The organism is Vibrio alginolyticus NBRC 15630 = ATCC 17749, assembly GCF_000354175.2.
Classification (GTDB): domain Bacteria; phylum Pseudomonadota; class Gammaproteobacteria; order Enterobacterales; family Vibrionaceae; genus Vibrio; species Vibrio alginolyticus.
The window spans coordinates 1,006,187-1,029,832 of record NC_022359.1 but is presented as its reverse complement, the minus strand read 5'-3'; the positions used below and the strand labels follow the sequence as shown (position 1 = coordinate 1,029,832).

General features: G+C 42.5%; 22 protein-coding genes. 6 read left to right on the top strand and 16 right to left on the bottom strand.

Features of this window, described 5'->3' with window-relative positions; genetic code table 11:
* Positions 1-39 precede the first annotated feature (39 nt).
* The 3 genes from N646_RS19880 (at position 40) to N646_RS19870 (ending at position 3,833) form a co-directional block, all read left to right on the top strand.
* A complete protein-coding gene (locus N646_RS19880; protein WP_005373300.1) occupies positions 40-792 on the top strand; it encodes an electron transfer flavoprotein subunit beta/FixA family protein in 753 nt (250 codons plus the stop codon).
* Positions 789-1,715 (top strand): electron transfer flavoprotein subunit alpha/FixB family protein, encoded by a 927-nt coding sequence (locus tag N646_RS19875; protein ID WP_017820355.1) that lies wholly within the window; start codon positions 789-791, stop codon positions 1,713-1,715. The genes N646_RS19880 and N646_RS19875 overlap by 4 nt, the downstream gene beginning before the upstream one ends.
* 87 nt (positions 1,716-1,802) lie before the next feature.
* The gene (locus N646_RS19870; protein WP_017820356.1) at positions 1,803-3,833 is read left to right on the top strand and encodes an acetoacetate--CoA ligase; all 2,031 of its coding nucleotides are present in this window, start codon (positions 1,803-1,805) and stop codon (positions 3,831-3,833) included.
* 178 nt (positions 3,834-4,011) lie between these two features.
* On the opposite strand, the gene N646_RS19865 is transcribed toward N646_RS19870, so the two are convergent.
* Together N646_RS19865 and N646_RS19860 are read right to left on the bottom strand one after the other, a co-directional pair.
* The gene (locus N646_RS19865) at positions 4,012-5,562 is read right to left on the bottom strand and encodes an alpha-glucoside-specific PTS transporter subunit IIBC (protein ID WP_021707556.1); all 1,551 of its coding nucleotides are present in this window, start codon (positions 5,560-5,562) and stop codon (positions 4,012-4,014) included.
* 55 nt (positions 5,563-5,617) lie between these two features.
* A complete protein-coding gene (locus N646_RS19860; RefSeq protein WP_017820358.1) occupies positions 5,618-6,946 on the bottom strand; it encodes a 6-phospho-alpha-glucosidase in 1,329 nt (442 codons plus the stop codon).
* Between the two features lie 180 nt (positions 6,947-7,126).
* On the opposite strand from N646_RS19860, the gene N646_RS19855 reads away from it, so the two are divergent.
* The gene (locus N646_RS19855; RefSeq protein WP_005373312.1) at positions 7,127-7,834 is read left to right on the top strand and encodes a GntR family transcriptional regulator; all 708 of its coding nucleotides are present in this window, start codon (positions 7,127-7,129) and stop codon (positions 7,832-7,834) included.
* Positions 7,835-7,853: 19 nt separating this feature from the next.
* On the opposite strand, the gene mnhG is transcribed toward N646_RS19855, so the two are convergent.
* From mnhG to N646_RS19810, 9 genes are all read right to left on the bottom strand, one after another.
* Positions 7,854-8,147, bottom strand: coding sequence for a monovalent cation/H(+) antiporter subunit G (gene mnhG / locus N646_RS19850; RefSeq protein ID WP_005373314.1), 294 nt, complete (start codon positions 8,145-8,147; stop codon positions 7,854-7,856).
* Positions 8,147-8,425 carry a cation:proton antiporter gene (locus N646_RS19845; protein ID WP_005373317.1) on the bottom strand — a complete coding sequence of 93 codons (279 nt, stop codon included), beginning with the start codon at positions 8,423-8,425 and terminating at the stop codon, positions 8,147-8,149. Before N646_RS19845 ends, mnhG begins: the two co-directional genes overlap by 1 nt.
* Positions 8,418-8,894, bottom strand: a complete 477-nt coding sequence (locus tag N646_RS19840; protein WP_005373320.1) for a Na+/H+ antiporter subunit E — start codon at positions 8,892-8,894, stop codon at positions 8,418-8,420. The genes N646_RS19845 and N646_RS19840 overlap by 8 nt, the downstream gene beginning before the upstream one ends.
* The gene (locus tag N646_RS19835; RefSeq protein WP_017820359.1) at positions 8,891-10,387 is read right to left on the bottom strand and encodes a Na+/H+ antiporter subunit D; all 1,497 of its coding nucleotides are present in this window, start codon (positions 10,385-10,387) and stop codon (positions 8,891-8,893) included. Before N646_RS19835 ends, N646_RS19840 begins: the two co-directional genes overlap by 4 nt.
* Positions 10,384-10,737, bottom strand: a complete 354-nt coding sequence (locus tag N646_RS19830) for a Na+/H+ antiporter subunit C (protein WP_017820360.1) — start codon at positions 10,735-10,737, stop codon at positions 10,384-10,386. The genes N646_RS19835 and N646_RS19830 overlap by 4 nt, the downstream gene beginning before the upstream one ends.
* On the bottom strand, positions 10,737-13,406 hold the full coding sequence (mbhE, locus tag N646_RS19825) for a hydrogen gas-evolving membrane-bound hydrogenase subunit E (RefSeq protein ID WP_017820361.1): 2,670 nt from the start codon (positions 13,404-13,406) through the stop codon (positions 10,737-10,739). Before mbhE ends, N646_RS19830 begins: the two co-directional genes overlap by 1 nt.
* 164 nt (positions 13,407-13,570) lie before the next feature.
* Positions 13,571-13,762, bottom strand: a complete 192-nt coding sequence (locus tag N646_RS19820) for a hypothetical protein (protein ID WP_005373328.1) — start codon at positions 13,760-13,762, stop codon at positions 13,571-13,573.
* 109 nt (positions 13,763-13,871) lie between these two features.
* Entirely contained in the window at positions 13,872-14,807 is a 936-nt protein-coding gene (locus tag N646_RS19815) for a universal stress protein (RefSeq protein WP_005373330.1), read from the bottom strand.
* A gap of 393 nt (positions 14,808-15,200) precedes the next feature.
* Positions 15,201-15,920: an SDR family oxidoreductase gene (locus tag N646_RS19810; RefSeq protein WP_005373333.1), complete on the bottom strand. Its 720-nt coding sequence runs from the start codon at positions 15,918-15,920 to the stop codon at positions 15,201-15,203.
* A gap of 134 nt (positions 15,921-16,054) precedes the next feature.
* Here N646_RS19810 and N646_RS19805 point away from each other — a divergent pair, with 134 nt between their 5' ends.
* Positions 16,055-16,963, top strand: a complete 909-nt coding sequence (locus N646_RS19805) for a LysR family transcriptional regulator (RefSeq protein ID WP_005373334.1) — start codon at positions 16,055-16,057, stop codon at positions 16,961-16,963.
* A 90-nt stretch (positions 16,964-17,053) separates the two neighbouring features.
* On the opposite strand, the gene N646_RS19800 is transcribed toward N646_RS19805, so the two are convergent.
* A complete protein-coding gene (locus N646_RS19800) occupies positions 17,054-17,827 on the bottom strand; it encodes an AraC family transcriptional regulator (RefSeq protein WP_017820362.1) in 774 nt (257 codons plus the stop codon).
* Positions 17,828-17,926: 99 nt separating this feature from the next.
* On the opposite strand from N646_RS19800, the gene N646_RS19795 reads away from it, so the two are divergent.
* Positions 17,927-19,063: a multidrug effflux MFS transporter gene (locus N646_RS19795; protein WP_017820363.1), complete on the top strand. Its 1,137-nt coding sequence runs from the start codon at positions 17,927-17,929 to the stop codon at positions 19,061-19,063.
* Between the two features lie 114 nt (positions 19,064-19,177).
* On the opposite strand, the gene N646_RS19790 is transcribed toward N646_RS19795, so the two are convergent.
* From N646_RS19790 to N646_RS19770, 4 genes are all read right to left on the bottom strand, one after another.
* Positions 19,178-19,588, bottom strand: coding sequence for a hypothetical protein (locus N646_RS19790; protein ID WP_017820364.1), 411 nt, complete (start codon positions 19,586-19,588; stop codon positions 19,178-19,180).
* A 203-nt stretch (positions 19,589-19,791) separates the two neighbouring features.
* Complete coding sequence (locus N646_RS19785) at positions 19,792-20,121, bottom strand: hypothetical protein (protein WP_021707559.1); 330 nt, start codon at positions 20,119-20,121, stop codon at positions 19,792-19,794.
* Between the two features lie 319 nt (positions 20,122-20,440).
* On the bottom strand, positions 20,441-20,839 hold the full coding sequence (locus N646_RS19780) for a hypothetical protein (protein WP_017820366.1): 399 nt from the start codon (positions 20,837-20,839) through the stop codon (positions 20,441-20,443).
* Positions 20,836-22,839 (bottom strand): pesticin C-terminus-like muramidase, encoded by a 2,004-nt coding sequence (locus N646_RS19770; protein WP_017820367.1) that lies wholly within the window; start codon positions 22,837-22,839, stop codon positions 20,836-20,838. Before N646_RS19770 ends, N646_RS19780 begins: the two co-directional genes overlap by 4 nt.
* Positions 22,840-23,646: the final 807 nt, after the last annotated feature.

Below are 23,646 nucleotides of genomic sequence, written 5' to 3'. Positions count from 1 at the left end.
ACTGTAAACACATAGTCTTCACTGTAAAAGGAATCTAACGTGAAAATACTAGTGCCAATCAAAAGGGTCATTGATCCCTACGTTAAAGTTCGCGTGAAAGCGGACCATAGCGATGTTGAAACCAATAACGTCAAGATGACGATTAATCCATTTTGCGAAATAGCCGTTGAAGAAGCCGTACGACTAAAGGAGCAAGGTATTGCAGATGAAGTCATCGTTGTCAGTGCCGGCGGTAGCCAGTGTCAGGAGCAACTACGTACTGCGCTTGCGTTAGGTGCCGATCGCGCTATTCATATCGATACTGAAGACAAAATAGAGCCATTGGTCGTCGCTAAGCTGCTCAAAGCTCTGGTTGAGCAAGAACAAGCACAGCTTGTGATTACGGGTAAACAATCCATTGATACTGACAACAACCAAGTGGCTCAGATGCTGGCCGCCCTACTTGACTGGCCTCAAGCAACTTTCGCTTCCGACGTGAAGATTGAAGATCAAAAAGTTCAGGTCGTGAGAGAAGTGGACGGCGGCTTGATGACGGTCGCGATGAACTTACCTGCGGTGATCAGTACTGACTTACGCCTGAATGAACCGCGTTTTGCCTCTTTGCCTAATATCATGAAAGCTAAGCGCAAGCCGTTAGATACCATCACACCTGACAGTCTGGGTGTTGAAGTGGTATTTAGCCAAACCATTCAAGAAATCACACCGCCAGCGCAAAGAAAAGGTGGCATCAAGGTTGAATCTGTCTCAGAGCTTCTCGATAAGCTGCGTAACGAAGCGAAGGTGATTTCATGAAGAACTTAATCATAGCAGAGCATGACAATAACCAATTGCATGCGGACACACTCAAAGTGGTTAATGCAGCAAAACAAGTCAGCCAAGACAATGTTTTGATCGTAGTGGGCCACCAGTGTGAAGAAGTCGCTCAGCAAGCTTGTCGCGTTGATGGTATATCAAACGTAATTTGTGTCGATGATGAGCAACTTAAGCATCAATTTGCCGAGAGTATCGCACCTATTGTAGTGAGTATTGCTGAAGGTTTTGACGCAATCTGGGCTAGCTCATCATCAAAAGGGAAAGACCTTGCACCTCGAGTAGCAGCGAAGTTCGGCGTTGGGCAAATTTCCGATATTGTCCAAGTTATCGATGAAAACACTTTTATCCGCCCTATTTACGCAGGAAACGCATTTGCCAAAGTGACCACCAGCGACAAGGTTCGCGTCATCACCGTGCGCGCGTCTGCGTTTGAGCCGGTTACTTGTCACAACCAAGCTGATATTAAGCATCAGCAGGTCACTATCTCAGCTCCAATGGTTGAATTGGTTTCTGTCGATAAAACCGTGTCAGAACGTCCTGAATTAAGCGCGGCAGAGGTGGTTGTGTCAGGTGGACGCGGGGTCGGTAGCAAAGAGAACTTCGCGTTGATCGAACAAGTAGCCGATAAACTAGGTGCTGCCATTGGCGCTTCTCGCGCGGCGGTTGATGCCGGGTTTGTTGCCAACGACTTACAAGTGGGTCAAACCGGTAAAATCGTTGCACCTAAGCTTTATATAGCGGTTGGGATTTCCGGTGCCATCCAGCATCTTGCAGGAATGAAGGAATCCAAAGTGATTGTCGCGATCAACAAAGATCCAGAATCTCCTATCTTTGAAGTTGCCGACTATGGATTGGTTGGTGATTTATTTGAGGTACTACCTCAGCTTGCCGAACAACTTTAAACGATCAGATAAGGGGCGAACACTGCTATGTTCGCCCCTTTATTTTGTTTTTGGTCATATTCAAAAGAATTGAAATTAGAGGGACCTATGCCAAATTCTGCACCTATTTGGTCACCATCTGCTGAGCGCGTCAGCAATAGCAACTTATTACGGTTCATCGAAAAGGTTAATAAAGACAAAGCCGAAGGTACCGTAATCAACAATTACACGTCTCTACACCAGTGGTCCATTGAGCACAATGATGAATTTTGGCGACATACTTGGCAGTTTTGCAACGTAATCGGAGATATAGGTTCGCAAGTCAAGAGCCTTGGCAGTCCCAAATGGACACCAACAGGTTCTAATCATCATCATGTAAATAGAGACACAGTATGGTTTGCTGACGCCACGCTGAACTACGCAGAGAACCTCCTATCTCAGGCTGAACAATCACCAGAGCGTGAGTTTATTGTTTTTAGCAATGAAAGCGGTGAACACCGACAACTCACCGGTAAACAGTTGCTTGAACAAGTTTCTGCCATTCAACAATGGCTACTCAATTGTGGTGTCGGTAAAGGCGATGTCGTTGCGGGTTATTTGCCCTACCTTCCTGAAACCGTTATTGCCATGCTGGCCACCACCAGTCTTGGTGCCATTTGGACTTCAACCTCTCCTGATTTTGGTATCGATAGCGTCGTAGAGCGTTTTGGTCAGGTCAAACCGAAAGTTCTTTTTTGCTGTGATGGCTACCAGTTCGGAGGCAAAGCTTTCGATATGACGAACAAGAACACCACTCTTAGTAGTAAGTTAAGCAGTGCCTCCGAAGAGACTACTATTAGCGTATGCCAAATCGAATATTTACAAAACGCTGAGAGTGCTAGCACTTCTGAGTTTGTTTCTTGGTCCGATATTACTCACCACTTTTCTCCACAATCAATTCAATATCAACCAACGCTGTTTAATGACCCGTTGTTCATTTTGTATTCTTCTGGTACAACAGGTCAACCTAAGTGTATTGTCCATTCCGCAGGCGGTACCTTGCTCAATCACCTCAAAGAACATCAACTGCATTGCGACATCAAATCGCAAGACAAGGTTTTCTACTACACAACATGTGGTTGGATGATGTGGAACTGGCATGTTTCCGCTCTTGCGAGTGGTGCAGCCTTAGTGATTTACGACGGTAGTCCGGTTTACCCTGATCACTCCGTCTTATGGCAATTAGCAGAAGAACATAGCGTGTCGCTGTTTGGTACTTCAGCGAAATACTTAGAAGCACTGGAACAGGCAAACTGCTCTCCAAAACTAGAACATAACCTGAAGTCACTCAAAACTCTTTGCTCAACTGGTTCGGTGCTTTACCCAGAACAATTTAATTATGTCTATCAGCACATCAAGCAGGACTTGCATCTCGCTTCTATCGCTGGCGGCACAGATATTTGCGGATGCTTTGTACTTGGAAACCCTATTTCACCAGTTTACAAAGGTGAATGCCAAGGCGCAGGGCTGGGAATCGACGCACGTGTTCTAGAGGATGGTGGACATACTATTACGCAAAAACGCGGCGAACTGACTTGTAATAACTCGCTACCTAACTTCCCTATTGGCTTCTGGAACGACAACGGCGAACGCTATCACAACGCTTATTGGAGCAAGTTTACCGATATCTGGCACCATGGCGACGATGTGATGCAAACCGAACATGGCGGCTTCATTTTTTATGGCCGTAGTGACGCAACCTTAAATCCAGGCGGCGTACGCATCGGTACCGCTGAAATCTATCAGCAAGTGAACGCGTTACCCGAGGTTGAAGACTCCATCGCTGTCGGCAAGTTAAACCAGCAGTCTGAAGAAATCTGGTTACTAGTAAAACTCGCTCACAACGTCGAGTTAACCCAACAACTCACCGATTCAATTCGCCAAACATTGAAAACAAAATGTTCACCGCGCCATGTCCCACGACAAATTTTTGCCATCAGTGATATTCCTAAAACGCGCTCAGGCAAATTGGTTGAGCTAGCAGTGAAACAATTGGTAAACGGACAAGCTGTAAAAAACATTGGTGCTATTGCTAACCCAGAAGTGCTGGAAGAAATTAAAACGCTTTTCAACATAGAAAGTGGCGCCACTGTCAATTAGAGACTCAACAAGTCTTCCAACAATACAGACGGGTATAACCTAACTGTATTTTTAGCTCGCTCGATAACTCCTCCCCACTTTCGTGGAAACTGCGCGAAATATGCTTCATGTACACAAAAAAGGTGAGATAATTCTATCTCACCTTTGAGCCATATGAGCGGGAGCATTAGTTTGGGGGTTAAGCTTTTATCAGTTGGCTCATATCTTCGCGAACTTGTGGCACCGTTAAACCAACGATGATTTGAAGGCTCTCTTGATTTCTAACAATATTCACCGCTCCGTACTGTGTGAAAAATGCGTTCTCCTTTACAAGAGAGACATCTTTAACTTTAACACGCAAACGCGTCGCGCAATTAGTTAACAATTCAATGTTTTCTTTTCCACCCAGACCTTCAATAAAGGCACTAGCTTGTGACGGACTTGCGCTACTGTTATGGACCGCTTTCGCTTCTTTGTAGTCAGCTTTGGAATACAACTTACTATCTGCACCTTCACGTCCCGGAGTAAGTATGTTGTATTTTAAAATAAGCGCGCGAAACGTAACAAAGTAAACACCAGTAAACATGAGACCAATAATAATCTGAATCACGTATGTTCCTGCATGGTTACCAGCCAAAGGCAACCAGTTTTGGAAAATGAAGTCTATCAAGCCAGTCTGAAAGTTACCGGAAACACCAAACATAAAGGCGATCGTTGCCATTGTCGCAGATAACAACGCATGCAAAGCAAACAGCGCAGGTGCGATAAATAAGAATGTAAACTCTATTGGTTCGGTTATCCCTGTAAGAATTGCTGTGATTGCGGCTCCGAGCACTAACCCCATCACCATCTTTTTATTTTCTTTTTTCGCAACTGAATAGAGTGCTAGTGCGATACCCGTACAACCAAACACTTTACCCATTCCCGTCAACATCAAACCACCCTGAGGAAATTGTGTCGTTAAACTTTCCGAGCTCTGGGCGAATGTCTGTATATTTTGAATCCAATAGGCAACCGTTCCGCCATCGACTGCAACTGGCCCATAAAAAACGGGACCATATACGAAATGATGCAACCCCGTTGGTATCATGATTCGCTCTAAAAACGTAAATAGCCATACCCCTAACGATCCAGCAGAAACCAAAAATGATTGCAGATTGTTAATACCATGCTGAATACTTGGCCAAGTCAAACAAGTTAGAATTGCCATCACGACCATAATGGGGAAACTAATGATCACAACCAATGGCGTTCCGCCAAATACAGCCGCCCAATCCGGTAGCTTTTTATCAAAGAATCGGTTGTGAACCCAAACAGAGAGACTTGCAATTAAAATGGCACCTAGTAAGTTGGTATCAAGCGTTAGAATGCCACCAACTTCAGTCAAACCTCGCTCACCTTCCGTATAGTTCACGCCCAGTTCTGGTCCCCAAAATTGAAGGATTCCACCAATAACGTAGTTAAACGTAATGTAGGAAACGAGTGTTGCAAGTACAGCGCGACCAGATGCTTTTTTAGCTAAAGCGATAGGTAACCCAACGGCAAAAATAAGTGCCATATTTTTAAATACAGCGAGAGATGCCTGTAAAATGATCGTCGAGACTTTAACCCAAGCACTCCCCTCTAGTGCCCAAGGAAACACTTCTTGATTTAACAGCACAACAGAGAAACCCAATAACATGCCCGCTGCTGGAAATAATAGAACGGGAACAAACATCGCGGCTCCGAACCTTTGAATAATGTCTTTCATATAAACCTCTTGTTTCATTCACGGAGCCTACAAGTAGGCCCCGAACGTCCAGTTGTTATTGAAAAAATTGAGGAAGGTAGGCTTTATTTTCTTCTAGTAATTGTTTTGTTATTTCTTTAGCTTTTGGCACATTAACCACGGTACGGTTAAGTGTGAGTGCATTAATCAGCTTTTGCTGACTTCCTTCGTACCAAGCATCCACAACTAATTTCTCGTAACCAAGTTGGCTCTCAATCATGGCTTTTTGGAAGGTTGGGATTTTTCCTACAGTAAAAGCTTTCGGTCCATCACTAGTTAGCGCAGCTGGAACTTCTACCATGGCGTCATTTTGTAAATTTGTAATAGCACCATTATTCGGTACGATGACGAGATACACATCGCTCAAGTTGTAGGCAAGCGAAGCCGCAACTCTCACCATGTATCGACCATGGATATCGGCATGCAGTGTTTCGTGCTTCGTGGTGCCCGCTTCAATTATTCTTGCGTTCAATTCGAACACTCGTTTCTCACGGCCGTTAATTACCTGCCTTGCGCGGGTATTGTTGATATCCTCTTTCGCCACCATTTTTTCAGGGTACAAATAGTACTGAAGATACGTATTCGGCAAAAACTCTGGATTATCAGCAAGCATTGTTCTCATGTTTTTGAATGTGGCTTGCCACGATGGGTCATCCGCTATTTCCGCATCAACCGCACTGATCCCTTCTTTTAGGATGATATTTTTAATTTTGTCCGTTAAGTCTTCACCCTGTTTGTTACGAATTTTGGTAAACCAGCCATAGTGATTAAGCCCAAAATATTCAGGAACGAAGTCCCAAATTTCACATCCTAACAATTGCGCATAGCTGACCATAATCGCTGCTGGCATATCACAGATATTTAGAATTCGCTTATCATGCGGAAATTCACGATTTAAAGCTTCAGCGACAATTGCCGCCGGGTTGGTGTAATTAAGAATCCACGCATCTGGACACGTTTGTCGGATCTCGTTCACTAGCTGGATCATGTCGCCGATAGAGCGAAGTCCATATGCCATTCCTCCCGCGCCACATGTCTCTTGCCCAACACAAGAGTTGGATAGCGAGATTTGTTCATCGCGCTCGCGCATGGCCAACCCACCAGTGCGGATCTGGATAAAGAAAAAGTCCGAATCTGCGAATGCGACAGATTTATCCGTTGTATAAACAAACTCTTCAACTTCTGGATAGTGTTCTCGCAATAGAATTTCAGTAGCTAATGCATTCGATTCTTGGCGTTTCTCATCTATGTCGTAAAACACGACTTTTGCGAGTGGAAAGTTATCTTTTTCGGCAATAAGGCTGTTCATCATACCAAGTGTGTATGTACTGCCAGCACCAACAATCGTTAATTTTTGATGTTTCATTTCGCTACCTCAAATGTTTATCCTGAAAATGTATAAAATAAGTATTAATACTTTTATGATACATTTAAAGTGTAAGCACAAAGATACGAGATAAAAATCACACAAAGATCCTAAGGAAAAGTATTAACTACATCTCAGATCACATTCTTGCTATCATGATCCAAGACTTAGCGAGGTATTATGAAACCCAAATACATAGACATTGCGGAACGATTAGAAAAAAAGATCAAAGATGGGGAACTACAACCTAAATCGATGCTTCCAAAAGAGAGTGATTTGCAAGAAGAGTTTTCCGTAAGCCGCGTAACCATCAGAAAAAGCTTACAAATTCTGGTCGACAATAATTTAATTAGTCGGACAAGAGGTAGTGGAACTTATGTAAACGATCTAAAAGCCCAACATGATGCCTTACATTTGCTGGGTTTTATCGAGGAAGTCAGTAAACAGGGGAAAACGCCTAGCTCTCAAGTCATAAAGTTCGAACTTAAAAAACCGAATGAACAGGTTGCTAAGCAGTTAAATCTCTCGCCCAATGATGATACATATGAAATACATAGACTCAGATGTATTAATGATGAGCCTGAAATTTACGAAGTCACTCATATGCCAGCAGTGTTATTTCCAGACTTGAGCATAGCCATAATGAATGGTTCTAAATATGAGTACATTGAAAATAGCAAAGGATTGAAAATTGCGAAAAGCAGTCAGTCTGTCAAACCGTATTTGTTAGATGCAGAGACGGCCTCATACCTGAATGAATCAGAAGCTTCCCCTATTCTAAAAGTTGAGTCCACTGGTTACCTAGAAGATGGTCGTGCATTTGAATATACCGTCAATTACTTCCGACTTCATCAATACAGCTTCGAGTTTATTTCAACTAGGACGTAGTACTATTCGACGCTAATGGTTAATCATTGCGCCAAATCTTATATCCGACCTCTCGCATTGCTCTGCCGAGCAGGTGGGAGGCGACTGGCGCAGTGAGAACGATAAACAACATCGTACCGATAACCCGAGAGATCACGGTAACTTCAGGGAGTGAGAAAGCGACCGCTAATAACAAGCAGCTCACTCCGACAGTTCCAGCTTTGGTCGCTGCATGCATTCGGGTATACAAATCAGGAAGCCTCAGGACACCTAGACTTGCAACCAAGGTCAACAATGTTCCTAAGCATAAAAATAGTCCAATCAACACGTCCATTATTCTTTCTCCTTTCTTTTAACGATCAAACGTGCAAATGCGATCGTGCCGAGAAATGCGACCAAACCTAATGTAATGGCGATGTCTAACAGAGCGTCCTCACCGCTGTCTAAGGTGTAAACCGTAATAAATCCGATAGTGATAAATGAAATCAGATCTAACGCCACAACTCGATCAGCTAGCGTTGGTCCTAGAATTAAACGAGCAAAAGCCATAACAAAGCTGAGTAGTAGCCCAGAATAGGCAAAAGTGACCGTTATTTGCAGCCAACTATCCACGCGTCACCTCCAAAATTCGATGCTCTAACCCATCTTTAATTCCGCGAATAACCTCTTCATGTTCAGGTGCAAACATGGCATGAACGATAAGATACTTTTTATCAGCCGTAACATCCAAACTAAGCGTACCCGGTGTTAAAGAAACCATGTTCGCCAGTAATGTGATTTCTAGATCAGAATCGACCTCCAGAGGGACATAAACGATATCAGGCTGACTCAAATGAGTAGGTGTCACGACGTCCCACACCACTTTCGCAACCGATATAACCATTTCATAAGCGAAGTACACCAATAACTTCAATGCAGATGCAAAACGTTGAAAATAGCTCGTTTTCAATCCAAATGGTTGACTCAACCTTAAAGCAAAAAAGCCGACCGTAAATCCGACAACAAAATTCAGACTCGAATAGCTGCCATTAAGCATCATCCACGCTAACGCTAAGAAAAAATTGAGGAATAGATAGATCATGCATTTCCTCCTAACACCACTCTGATGTATTCAGTCGGATTTAACAGTTGTTCTGCAGCTTGAACGGAAAATTGATAAAAAGGCTCCGCCACTAAGCCAATGATTAGCGTCAACGTTGTCAATACAATAATTGGAACGCAGTACAACCAATGTACTTTGGCCTGCAGAGTCTGTTCTGGCTTCTCTCTAAATGGCTTTTTCCAAAATGCCTCACTCCAAATTTTCGTCATCGAGTAGACAGTAAGCAACCCCACCAATAACGCGGTACCTGCTAACCAGTAATACTCAGCCTGTATGCTCGACTTGATGACCAATAGCTTTCCCCAGAAACCCGATAGCGGTGGGAAACCGGCCAGAGAAAACGCAGGGACAAGAAACAAGAACGCTAACCAAGGCATAGCTTTGTATACCCCACCCAAATGTTCAAGTTGACTAGAGCCATATTTGCGCTCGATGAATCCACCTATTAAGAACAAATTCGCTTTTACAATGATGTGATGAACAATGTAGAAAATGGCACCGGCTAAAGCTAAGGGAGTGTAAATAGCCAACCCCATGATCATATAGCCTATTTGGCTAATAATATGAAAAGAAAGAATTTTCTTAATGTCGAATTGGCTAGCCGCTCCTAAAACGCCCGTTAACATGGTTAGCCCTGCGACCCAAATTAACGTCGGTTGCCAACCACTCTCGGCGAGCGGAAATACCAAGGTAAAGACTCTTATCAACGCGTATACACCGACTTTAGTAAGCAACGCGGCAAACAGTGCCACCACACCGCTTGGTAACGTGTGATAAGAAGCTGGCAACCAAGCAAATAAAGGAAAGAGTGCCGCTTTAATAGAAAAGGCAAACAAAAATAGCGCGGACAGCATCATGTTGATGCTCAATTCATTTTCCCCTACTTTGGTGTAGAGATCGGCCAAGTTCAAGGTGCCCGTTGCTCCATACAATAAACCGATAGCAAGCAAAAATACCAGCGTCGAAATCAGGTTCAACATCACGTACTTTACTGCACCATCAACTTGAGTTTTCGTTGCATCTAACACCATTAAACCAAATGATGAAATGAGCATGACCTCAAACCAAACATACAGATTAAAAATATCTCCAGTCAGGAAAGCGCCATAAACGCCAGCAAGCAACATGTGCATTAACGCATGGTAATTGCTATAGGAGGGCTTTCGGTGAAGGTCCGCCATCGCGTAGAAAACACATATCGCACCAATCACCGCCGTGATCATCACCATAGCAACGCTGAGGTAATCTGCGACAAACACGATACCAAATGGCGCACTCCACTGACCAAAAGCAACGGCTTGAATACCATTATTTATGATGTTTTCTGTGAGAAAGCCCGCAACGAAAAGGTTCGAAATCGCACTTACACCGCTCAACCACTCAACACTTTTTGTTGAGCGACGGACGAAGAAGATAATCAACGCCGTACTCAGCGAGAGAACTACCGGTAACGTAAGCAAAATCGAACTCATTGACCCTCCTCAGAACGTTGCATTTCATCGACGTTTGCAGTTCCAGTGTCTTTATAAGCTCGATAGAACAGCATTAAAGAAAAAATAAGTAGTCCAAAACCGATGACTATCGCAGTTAAGATAAGCGCTTGAGGTAAAGGATTTGCCGCGCTATCTGGTGGTAAAAGAGCATTATCGCCAATCAATGGCGGCTCTCCAGGCGTCAGCCTTCCAGCGGTAAAAATAGCAAGGTTAACCGCACTACTGAGTAACATGATGCCGAACAAAAGGCGCAAGATATGCTTTTCAAGCATTAAATAAACACCTGCTGCGACAAATACTCCAACGACAACACTCCAGACTATTTCCATCACTCTAGCTCCTCATTAATACGAAGCAGCATACCCATCACGCCACCTATAACGGCAAGGTAAACACCAACATCAAAAACCAATGGCGTCCCTAGTGGTATCACGTCTTTCCACCACAGTCCGGTCAAAAACGGTTTATCAAACGCAAAGCTCAAAGCACCAGAAACTAAGCTCAATGCGATGCCAGATAACGCAATGAGAAACGGTTTGAAATACAACCTAGAACGAACGTATTTCGGTGATTCCGCGAACATGAGAAGTGATAAACCAATAACGGCAATCAACGCACCAATAAAGCCACCACCCGGTTCGTTATGACCACGTAACAACAGATACACTGAAAATACGAGCATGAGTGCCGAAACAATGTGTGCCGTGGTTGCAAAAATTAATGATTGGATACGATTTTGCTTTTTCGCTCTTGTCTTAAGCAAACTCACTGCAGCAATCCCTGCAATAACAACGACAACAACTTCTCCCAATGTATCAAATGCGCGAAAGTCGACCAGAATAACGTTAACAATGTTTCGCCCATGTCCACCCGGGACACTGTTTTCTGCAAAGAAATCTGACACCGAAGAGTCCATCGGCTGAGACGTGATTCCTAACAAAAGTAAAGTAACCGAAACACCTATCACACCTGCTATGCAAATATTCGCTACTTTACGTTTTATTGAATGCTTGGGCACGGTGGTTAGACGTGGCATATGACGCATTAACAATGCAAGAAAGACCACCATTAATGTTTCCACTAACAGTAAAGTCTTCGCAACGTCCGGGGCGCTATAAATCATAAAAACAAGCGTGGTCATGAAACCAATCATACCAAGCGCAGAAATCGCAAGAAGTCTTGCGTGGGACAACGTACATACGAGCGCAGCACCAATCAACAATAAGGCAATACCAATCTCATAGAAAGTGACACTTGAAAGTTCGCCAACCAAAGGCAGAGGAATAAGCGCTACCTGACTCAGTAACGCAACGGCAAGTACCGTGAAAAATAATAGGACATAGCGACTCAATTTCTTTTGCTGTAACCGCGCCGTTTGCCACTTCGCCACTGTCATCATGCCATCTAATAGTCGTTCAAAAATATTCTCCGCTTTGGGGACGAATAGATGTAGCCGCTGAAAAAATGCAGACACAGTAGGATAAACACGGTACACCACATACCCCAACGCTAGCGTAATAACGCTTAACACTAACGGTACATTCACGCCATGCCATAGTGATGTCTCTTTAAGAGTTGCTGTGGGCAGAATGTCAGCAGAGCCCGGAAAAATAATATTGCGATCTAACCAATTCAAACCGAATAACGGAACTAGGAGGCTGCCAACTGCCAAGAGCAAAGGCGAGATCCACATGGCTTTTTTTGTCTCAACTGGCTTAGTTTCAATCGGCACGAGATCACGGCGAGCAAAGAATGGTCTCGCAATAAGCATAATGGTTAGCGCGACCATCAGTATATTCACGATTAAAAGTACAAAGGCGATCCAGTTATTGAGCTCTACTGCGGACTTGTACATGTATTCTTTGCTCAAAAAGCCTAACAACGGCGGGAACCCCGCTTTAGACAATGCAGCCAAACTCCCCGCAACCATGCTGATGACGAGAACTGACTTCAGGCCGTACAATTGATCAATATCTCGTGTTCCTGTCGCTTTGTCGATATTACCCACCACCATAAACAGCGCAGCTTTATAGAAAGAGTGAGCGAGAATAAACATCAATACTGCACTAACGGCCAAATCTGTGCCCATACCTAGTAATAATGTTAATTTACCCAAAGCAACATTCGTGCTGTAGGCTAGCATCAGCTTCAAGTCAGTTTGTTTTAATGCGACAAATGTGCACCAAATGGCCGTGATACTCCCAGTGATGACTAAAGCATAAAACCAGATCTCGCTGTGGGCATAAACTGGCGATAAACGTGCTAATAGGTAAATGCCTGCCTTTACCATTGTTGCCGAGTGTAAATACGCACTGACCGGAGTGGGAGCTGCCATCGCGTTAGGTAGCCAAAAATGAAACGGGAATTGCGCAGATTTAGTAAATGCACCGAGTAGTATGAGCACTAGAGATGGGATAAACCATTCATGCTGCGCAATAGTGTCTGCCTGCTCGATAATGGTATTTAGCTCATAACTCCCTGCCATTGCTCCCAGCAAGATAAGACCAGCTAGCAACGCTAGTCCACCAGCACCAGTAACAATCAGCGACTGCAAGGCGTTTTTCCGAGACGTTTTATTTTCGTGATTAAACCCGATCAGTAAATAAGAAGTGATGGTGGTGAGTTCCCAGAAAACAAATAACAACAGAATGTTATCGCTCATCACAATCCCTAGCATGGCAAGCATGAATAGGGTTAGATACAAATGAAAGGAAAACCGGCTATCACTTTCTCGTAAATAAGCCAAAGCGTAGATTTGAATCAGTGCGCCAATCCCACTGATCAGTCCCGCAAAAAGAAATGAAAGACCATCTAATCTAAAGCTAAGGTTGATATCGAGGCTTGGTATCCATTCCGCATTCCAGCTCACGCCTGCAGGAGTATAGATATAGAAGAGAAAAGAGAAGATTAAAACTGGCAGCGCAGGGAAAATCAGTAAGACCAACTGATTATCTAGGTTTTTCGGCAGGTTTTCTTTACCCGTTATGTTATTCAACATCGCAGCCCATTCGTTATTATAAGAAGGTACGCCCTATTCGGCGCAAATGACAAACTCCACTGTATTGTTTTAACCCAAGCGCTTCAAAAACGATCATGAAACCAAGGGAAAAGTAGCAAACAGTAATCACTGAGTGCTACTTAGAGGAACGCCGATACAAACCGCTATTTGCTGTCTGCTACGGCATAAGAACGTAGGTCACTACTTACGTGTTCTTGGCTGAATGTATATGGATTATCGTCATCAGCTAACTCGAATGCATCGTAGGTGCAGTCACCGATATCATTTCTCGGACAAACATAAACATTCGAACGTTCTATCATTTCTGTGTGGCATTTCGGGCATAGGTTTTTCATGTCACTCTCCTCTGATAACTTATTGATACATTGATAATTCCATGTTCTAGAGATCCATCTCCCTCCTTTACCTAAAACATCACTTAAACCCAACTTTGTTACACCCCAATTACTGAATCGGTGAGACAAAGCCATCGGGCTTAAGAGCGACCAAACTACAGTTAATCGATTGCAAAATATTTTCAGCCGTATTACCAATGACATAGCCAGATATACCAGTTCTCGCTAAGGTTCCCATTACCAGCACGTCTACCTCAATACTCTCTACGTAATCTGGAATCTTTTCGTCGGGTTTTCCATGCAGGTGGTGAATCACAATTTCACCTGTAATCCCAGACTCCTCCAACAGCTGTTGCAGAGCTTGTTTATGATCGGCTTTTGCTTTGTCGAGTTCATGTTTCAACTCAGCATCATCGACTTGAATCCAAGCGTTACCATTAAGGTAGTTTTCTAAGTAATACTCCCAGCAAGAAATCACGTGTAAACGACTATCGCAGGTGTCGGCTATCGAACGCGATAATTCGAGTAAACGCACGGCTAATGAGTGCTGTTCATCGCTTGCCGTTAATGGGTCGATAGCCACAGCAACACGGCGCTTATCTCTTGGCTTATCAATTGGTCGGTGCAACCAAAGCGGACAAGGGCATTTTCGTAACAGAGTCATATCAATAGCTTTGAAACCCTCAGCACCTTCACCGAGCGGTTCAGCTTCTTTGATGATGAGATCTTTGTTATCAGCTAATGCTTCTTGAATAATACAGACAGCGGGCTTTTCACTGCTTTTCACAGTAAGAGGAAATGCGAGATCCTCTTCAGAGAGTCCCAGCTTCTGTCTGTATTCGTGAATACTTTGTTTGAGGGAGTCTTGCAGCGATTGCTCATAACTTTGCTGATACTGGATCATGTCTGTTGGGAAATCAGGACACGCTATTAGCCCTGAGACAGGCACTTTGTTGCTAGATGCAATCCTCATCGCTTGTTCGAGGGCGTCACTATGGCCTGGCAATCCTTGTGTTGCAAAAAGTATGTTTGCGAATCGTTTCATACACACCTCCTTGTTTGGTTAAATATTAACCATCCACAAAGTATAATACCTAACGGATAATTGTAACGGCTTGTGACGTTGATGAAATCAATTCTCATTAAGAGACGGATATTGCTTCATTTTGTTTTACGTCACACTCTCCTTTCTTCACAACTATCGCCTTCGACCTAAATAAATTCCGCTACCTAAAATTGAGACCAAATAAAAACCCAAATTACTCAAAGTTTTTTCTCACCTTGAGTAACTTGGGTATAAGCAATAACACACTTAGTGTCCGGATTTAAATGGATGACCTAAATTTTCACGCAACTTAGTTTAAAGATGCCATCTCAATCACGAATCGATATGCAAAGTTTTACGGCTTTAGTGACCTAAAATCGCCGTAACTCAATGTTAAGGTTGTTGTTTTGTCGGTGCCAAAGCAATTTCACGAACACATACACCTTGCGGTTGCTGATAAGCAAACAGCACTGCTCGTGCAATGTCGTCTGCTGCCAACACGCCGCCCATATCCACCTTCCAAGCGTCATAGCCATCTTTAATATCTTGAGACGTTGTATGTGAAAGTAATTCCGTTTCCACTGCACCAGGTGCAATCGTCGTAACGCGAACATTCGATGACGCAACTTCTTCACGTACGTTTTCAGAAATAGCATGAACCGCAAATTTGGTACCGCAATAAGCAGCATGATCAGGGAATGTTTTCTTGCCCGCGATAGAGCTGATGTTAATGATCGTACCACTGTTACGTGCTTTCATCGGTGCTAGGACGGACTGCATGCCATTGAGTAAGCCAATTACGTTCACATCAAACATGCGCTTCCACTCCGATGCTTCCTGAGTATCTATCTGACCTAGAAGCATAACGCCTGCGTTATTTACAAGTGCATCTACCGGACCATACAACGCTTCAGCTTTCTCAATTGCAGCCTCAAAAGAAGCTTTGTCGGTCACATCTACCTTTTCACAAAGCGTATTTGGTAAGTTTAATGCTTCCAAACGTTCTACACGTCTTGCTAACAAAAGAAGAGCATGGCCCTGTTCACTGAAGTGACGTGCAATCGCTTCACCAATGCCTGAACTGGCGCCTGTAATAACAATTAACTTTTTCATTTTGAATCCTTAATCGAACGGTTTACATCAGTGGCGGTAAGTTTAAGAAAACTTTGTTTGTTGATATATACCGACCTAGTTGAAACACTGTTGTTATACTGCAACAATACTTTTTTAATTATGAAGAAGTCATCATGCAAACACACATCAACCTTGCGGATATTCGCTCTTTCGTCCTAATCGCTCAACTAGGAAACTTCACGAAAGCAGCAGAGCAACTTGGCGTTTCTCGCTCACACGTTTCACGTCAAATAACAAATCTGGAGCAACAGATTGGTGTCACTTTGCTACAAAGGACCACTCGAACACTGAACCTCACCGAAGCAGGCAAGGTTCTGTATAAACAGTGTGAAACTGCCCTTCACAATATTGATCAAGCTGTTATGGCAGTGGTTGATGATGTAGAAGACTTAAGAGGTGACATTCGTATCAACTGTGTGGGGGGCTATTTAGGAGAAGACGTTGTCGCAGATATCGTTGCTCAGTTTCTAATCCAACACCCACAAGTGAGCATTAACTTAGATTTTAGTAGCCATCGTGTCGATTTAATCGCGGATGAATTCGATATCGCTTTTCGAATGGGAAAGTTAGACGACTCCAACTTTATCGCTCGCAAACTGATCGATGTGGAAATGGGGACATACGCAAGCCCAAACTATTTAGAAACATATGGCTATCCTTCGCATCCAAAGGACTTAGAAAAACACGTTTGTTTGACAGGTAGTGTGACACGGTGGGCATTTGAGAACACGAATACAAAGCAGTCAACGGAACACCAGATACGTGGACAGTTACGATGTAAGAGTGGCAGAGTAATGATAAAAGCAGCCTTGGCGGGAAATGGCATCATCCGTGTGCCAGCACTTTATTGTCAACAAGAACTCCAGACAGGCAAGCTAAAAGAAGTGTTTACCAATTGGAGCATTCCGAGTGTGGAATTTTCACTCCTTTATCATCACGACCGACATCAACCAAAACGCATCCGAGCCTTTGTTGATTTTACCACGCAATACTTTCGCAAACTGCAGAGTAAAGACAAGTAACCTGCACGTTGGTACCTGTCTATGTATGCTTTATAGGCTGAGCCTGTGAACCTGGGGGTTGTTCTAGAAAGAGTGTGAGCATTTTGACTCTTAAGGCTTGGTTTTCATAAACGTCAGAGGTGTTTGTCCAGTTTGCTTTTTGAAAAATGCAATAAATGCACTGTCTGACGAAAACTCCAGCCAATCGGCAACTGCGCTGACTGGCATGCCCGTTGATAACAATTCAACTGCTTTTAAAAGCCTCCACTGTTGCCGCCAATCTTGATAATTCATGCCCGTTTCCGACTTAAATAATCGTGTTACCGTCTTGGTGCTTGCCCCAACTTTGCTTGCAAGAGTAGTAAGCGAAGGAGCTAGAAATGAAGGTTCAACCAACTCTCGACGAAACGTTGTTAAGCGCCGATGCGATGGCAAAGGCAACTGAAACGAATAACGTTTCGCAGCATAAAACTCCTCCCAAAAAAGCGCCGTCGTATTTACCATCTCGCTGCTAGGCTTATCCCACTCCCAAAATGACATTTTATCAATAAGAGCTTGGAGTAAATTATTCACTTCTATCATCGCGATCTTACTCGGACAGGCAAACTCCTCACAATCAAAATACAAAGATCGATACGCCACCACATTCGTCATTAGTGCACGATGCGGCGTATTAGGTGGGATCCAAACCGCCTTTGTCGGTGGCAAAATACAAATCGAGTCTTCCAGAGCAAAACTCATACAACCTTGAGGTGCGTACAATAACTGCCCTTTCTTGTGCATATGCATACCTGAGTCGTGCTTGCCAATATCCGCAGCAATTCCCACTACATAATTAGTAATCTTGTCTGCATCAAATTGTGTTTTTTCGTTAATAAGCGCCATTTTGTCCGAATATTGATGTATTTGGTTTTTATGTTGTTATTAGATCAATCATAGCCTCATTTATACTGCCCGCCAACTTCATTAACGATGGGTAACAATATGAATACTAAGCCCTCTTTATGGCTCATGCTGGTTATGTTGATGTTTCCGCAAATTGTAGAAACCATCTATAGCCCAGCGTTGAGCTCAATCGCTCTATCATTTGATGTAAACCACGCACAAGCAGCCCAAACATTGTCGATTTACTTCCTAGCTTTTGCCATTGGCGTTGTAGTTTGGGGAGTTCTCGCAGATAAACTGGGAAGAAGGCCCACCATGCTTATTGGGCTCTTTATCTATGGTTGCGCATCTTTACTCGCAACTCAAACCGAAAGCTTTGCTGTTGTCATGGCCGCGCGAGCCCTAAGCGCATTTGGTATCGCGGTAGGATCCGTTGTCACACAGACCATGCTTCGTGACGCGTTTGACGGTCAAGAACTGAGTAAAGTCTTCAGCTTAATGGGGATGGGTATATCAATCAGCCCGGTAGTTGGCATGCTATTAGGCGGGCAGCTTACAGCGCTTGGTGGATACCGTTATGTATTTTTTGCCTTGTTTTTAATCGCGTTAGTATTGTTCGCTTATAACGTCATTAAGCTTCCTGAAACACAGAAGGAACAGACACCAGTACGGTTGCATCAACTTAGCTGGAAAATGGTAAGAGACGCGCGAATTTGGCGCTCAGGATTACTGGTTGCTTTGTATAACATTGCTCTATTTTCTTATTACCAGCTTGGCGCATTTACTTTCTCGGTACTTGGGTATAACTCCGAACAATTTGGATACAGTGGCATGGTACTGGGGTTAGGCACTCTGCTTGGGAGTTGTTTAAACAAATCCCTAGTGTCTAAAAATGTTCGAAAAAGCCAACTACTTTGGCTCTCAGCAGTATTGCTTAGTTTGGGATCAGTCGGTGTGTTGATTCTGAGCCAATCAATCTGGTTTGTTGCTCCAATGGTGTTAGTCGTCATGTCTTATGGGATTGCGATACCCAATATACTCAGTGACGCACTCGTTGATTATAAACAACAGGTAGGTAGCGCAGGCGCTTTATTTGGGCTCATGTACTACATCATGATCGGGACGGGATTAGCGATGGCTGGAACAGTACAAAACTTAGGTGTCGTTCTATTATCATGTAGCTGTTTAGCGATTTTATTAGCGTTTTCTAAAAGGCAAGTTCATACCAACTTGTGACCAGATACTACGCATTGCTTGCCTAATCTTCCGAAGATTGGTCTACATCTTTTCTAACGGTTAACTAAAACGTAAATAAAAAGCGCCTGTCGGCGCTTTAATTATCCATAGATCTTATTGCCATGTTGGCTCGCCAAACTCTTCACAACGTTGCTTGTCGTAATTTTCAATGCGCCCGCGTTTACCTACAAACTGAACCTGAACAACCATTCCAGCTTCAACATATTCACTGAAATAATCGCAAGAAACACGAAAACTAGTATCGCGTATCACAATTGGTACCCATTCATAGCCGCCGCTGCGTGGTAAGTAAGACTTGAAGGTAATGACACCGTCATCTGAAACGTTGATTTCTTCATCATATTCATTCAACTTATAAAAACGTTGTCCATCAAACTCTGCCTTTGCTTTTTCAATTATTTCCTTCGTTGCTGTCGATTGCATCGGCGTATTTGAGACCAGTTGACACCCAACAACAGATGTCAATACGGACAAAGTCAAAGCGAGTTTAGTTATTTTATTCATTTACCTAACCACTGTTGAATTATTCAACACTTACCATTTTAAAAGGAGGGAGACCATACTTTATTTTAAAGAAAATAAAAAGCGCCTTTCGGCGCTTTTTATCTGAACGTTTCTTATCCAAACGTCTCGAGTAAATTTTCTAGAAAAGCTAACTCTTTATTACAATGAATTTTATTTAGGCTCTCACTGGAATCTATTGCTATTTAATCCCAAGCTTCAAACCCATTGGGCTTTACGTGTTTTATTTTTAATCTAACGTTGGGATCCAGAGCTGTTTCAGTTTCCCATTCACAGTAGTACTCAACAGCATTTTCATCTTCAATCATGTCAACGAAGCTAGCAACGACACTCAACCGTCCACCACCTCTAGTCAATGAAAAGTACGCATTCTTGTTTTCATTTACTTCAAATTTCAAAGGAATGAATTCAGGTTCTTCAAGAGAAATATCTATCCATTTATAATTATCTAAACTCTTCCCCTTTCGTGGGGCATAAACTGTTTTCAATCCATTTTCGTCAACAACGAAGTACATCGAATTCTCGGCTTGATTAAAACAAGCTTTCAAGCCACTGTCTTTATTTTCCAAATTACATGTGAATACAACTGAGCTTTGCTCACACGCAGCATTTACTTAGAACGGAAGAGAAGAAAAATAGTAAGGATGTAATCTGAGTAAAGTTAAGGAACATATGAAACATTAACCAAATTGACTCCAACTCTAATTACATTTATTAATAGTGACTATTCCTTATAGGAATATATCTGCCCGTAATCACTGTATAAAACTAATTACTAAATAAACAGCTATTTTATTTCTTCTACATTAAAACCCAAAGTCTAAATCGGTATAATTACTTACACTCTTGGTTTGAAGAAGTTGGGTCCAATGCTAAAGCAACAAAATCATTCCCATATCTTCTAACAACAATAGGTTGCACAGAGTCATAAGTGCCGACCTTAGATTTATCATGAAAGCAAAGGTACACATTATCACCTTTAATTTCCATTAACTCAATCTTGTAATACCAATGGTCATCATCTATTACAATCTCATCTTTTGTTATTTTTGGTACTGCAAGTTTGAATTCACCTTGAAAATCAGAAAAATGCCTTTCTTCGATGCTTTTGGGGTTCAGTGAGTTAGGGAATGATGTAAAGTCTAACAATTCATAAATATCCGTCATTGAAGCTGCACTAGTCAAACCTGACCAAATCACAGCCAAAGTAATTAATAGTCTATTATAATTCATTCAATAATTTCCTTAAGTAATAACGCTTCTTTTTTTCTGCGTGTTGGATATAGATCCCTAAAGTCCATTAGATTATCATACATTTCTTCCCACTTCTGGTTTACAGCTTGAAACCAGAACTTTCTAGTTTCACGAGGTAGATAACCATATTGATAGGCAACGGAAGCAATTACAGTTTGAGCTTGACTTGGTAAGCAGGCAAATTCAATCTGAGAATTTTTATTATACAACGCTATGATTTTTTCAGTTTCATGCTTTTTAACTACGTGATTAATTAAAAGCAACTCATCTTCATTAATAGTTAACGGATTTTTTTTCAAAAAAGATTCTGCTTCAAATTTCTTCATACCTAGATATGGGGTGAGCTTTGTTATAAGGTCACTCGGTAGTTCGAGTTTTCTCAAATCAACTATGTTTCTTGCTCCTAAATCGAAGCCAGTAGCAATAGTTACCCCACTCTTACTATTCTTAGGGTCAGGAACATATCCTTTTTTTCTGCTACCTTCAAGTTCACCTATAAACTCGTGGTCAATTGATAATTTACATTCACTTAATTTCGTAACATTCAATGTAAAAGGCCAATAATGCCAAAGGCTCTTATCATCGCTTAGTTGCAAATCACCATGTAAATCTTGCATCCATGAGAACTTATCTGCTCTTTCCAGTTCGAATTGTGAGAAAAGATCAAAGCTATCCATCACTTGATCGCGCCATGGGGAGTTACGGTAGTCCTCTATAGTCACAAAACCAGCGGAGCACTTAATATCTAGAGCTTCCTTTGCGGTCTGATGGATTGATTCATAAAGACTTTGTGACGACTCTGTATGCCAATCTGTAGGATGTTTCACAATAAATCGCTCAAAGTGTTTACGCTTACCGTCTAAGTATACTTTGGCATCGCGAGCAGTGAACGAGGAGAAGTCCGTTACTTGATCTTCTGTCACAGATTCAAGTAATTGCTGAATAAACGAATTACTCATATCAACGGCACCGCTACTATCGGCCCCATCGAGAACAACAAGTGGATTTTCTTCCGCATTTTTGGGAGAAATCTGTTTTTTGAAAAATTCGGGCGGCTCCTCAAAAGAGAACATCTCGATATGCACACGATTATCTTCTTTCTTAGTTCCAATTGCATCGTTACTGTACTCATGCAGTCCCATGTAACCGATATCTTCCCCAGCTGAAACCTTTATCCCCTCTCTAAATAGGAGTGGGAGTAAAGAAACCACACTACCGTCCCTAATCATTGCCGCCTTGTCCGACATCCATTTAGGTTCTGAAACTGGTTCTGATAGGACAGCAGAGGAATCTTCTAAAATGTCAAAGTCACTATTGAGACCCGAAGCAAACCAAACAATCTTGTTTAACAGTGCTTTTTCGCTACCACTTGCCGATTTACCATTCTCTACCACACGGCACTTTATCATTTTGTAGGTATTTTTGTCGATCTGGTATGGATGGGTCTCCTTCTCTTCTGCATACAGGTATTCAAGTAATGTTCCTTTAGACATCGACTGTTTTTTTTCACCAGAATTAGTAGGCACATCACTATGTTTGAAAGTGCGTACATTTCTCGCTTCTTGTAAACGGTAACGCGTGGTTATAGATGAATTGGCGCCAATATCTGAAGGTGGCGCAAGGTGCATATAAAGTGTATAGAACTTAAATACATCTTCATTATCTTCGGGGTTTACAGCCTCATGCTCGATAAGCACAAAGTTATTACTATACTTAAACTCTTGCTCTTGGTACGTTGATGTTAGGTAATCAGGATTTATGCGAAATGCCACTATTTTTCCATCAAGCATCGCTTGAATAGGTCTGAGCCCTTTCCCCCACGGTAACATTTTTGATGTTAAGTGAATGCCACTATGCCAACCGTACCCTTGTCCTATTAAATAACGACCGCTCTTAGCTTGATCAAACAATTTCGTAAAATCACTGAGCGTGTAGTAAGCGTCACCTTCTCGTTGCGCTATCGGAAAAACTGCATCCATGATTTAAATGTCCTAGTCAGAAAAGTTATCGTCAAAAGTGACAAATGATGGGCGGTTCAAGTTGTTTGACTTCGTGTACACCACCGCATTAACCCTACCTAAATTAGTAGCAAAGCTAGATTGGCTCGCTATGTTAACGGTACTCCCAAGGGCCATTGCCGATATAGAAATTAGGGTGTCATTTTTGGTTTCGAAAATTTGGCTAATGACGTCAGGAAGTGCTTGTTTGAAGTGGTTAAGTGCTTTTTTATAACCGTTTATACCCTCTTCAACAGAACTCAACGATCTTGCAGAAGCTTGGCTTTGTATGAAATCTAAACGACCGATGATTTCACTGTTTAGCTCATCGATGTATGAACAGATTTGATTGTTTATCAACGTCCATAAAACAAACTGCAAATACTTCACAGTATTCCCAGTCCCTAAAAAGCGAAGCTTCGCTAATAATTCATAGGGAGGCTCAAACACATCAGCTTGATATAAGACTCTCAATATATCGCCATTTTCGTGCACTTGCTCCAAGAGCAGTTCAACTAAAGGTTCATATTTCTCTAGCGCAGTAGTATCAGTTTGGATGTGATAAAGTGCCGAAACATAAGCATCAGAAAAGTCTTTAGAGTGATTTTGACTAATCGCATAAGGAGACGATATACGGCTTTGCTCTAACACAATGTCTTTAAAGTCATCATCACTGAAGGATGGGGACATCAATATCCCCCAGTCATTAGCAACCCCAACACGATCTTCCCAAAATGGTGAGCGGCGACCTGCGACAAACGTACAAAAATCATTCGGATCAGGGTAAGT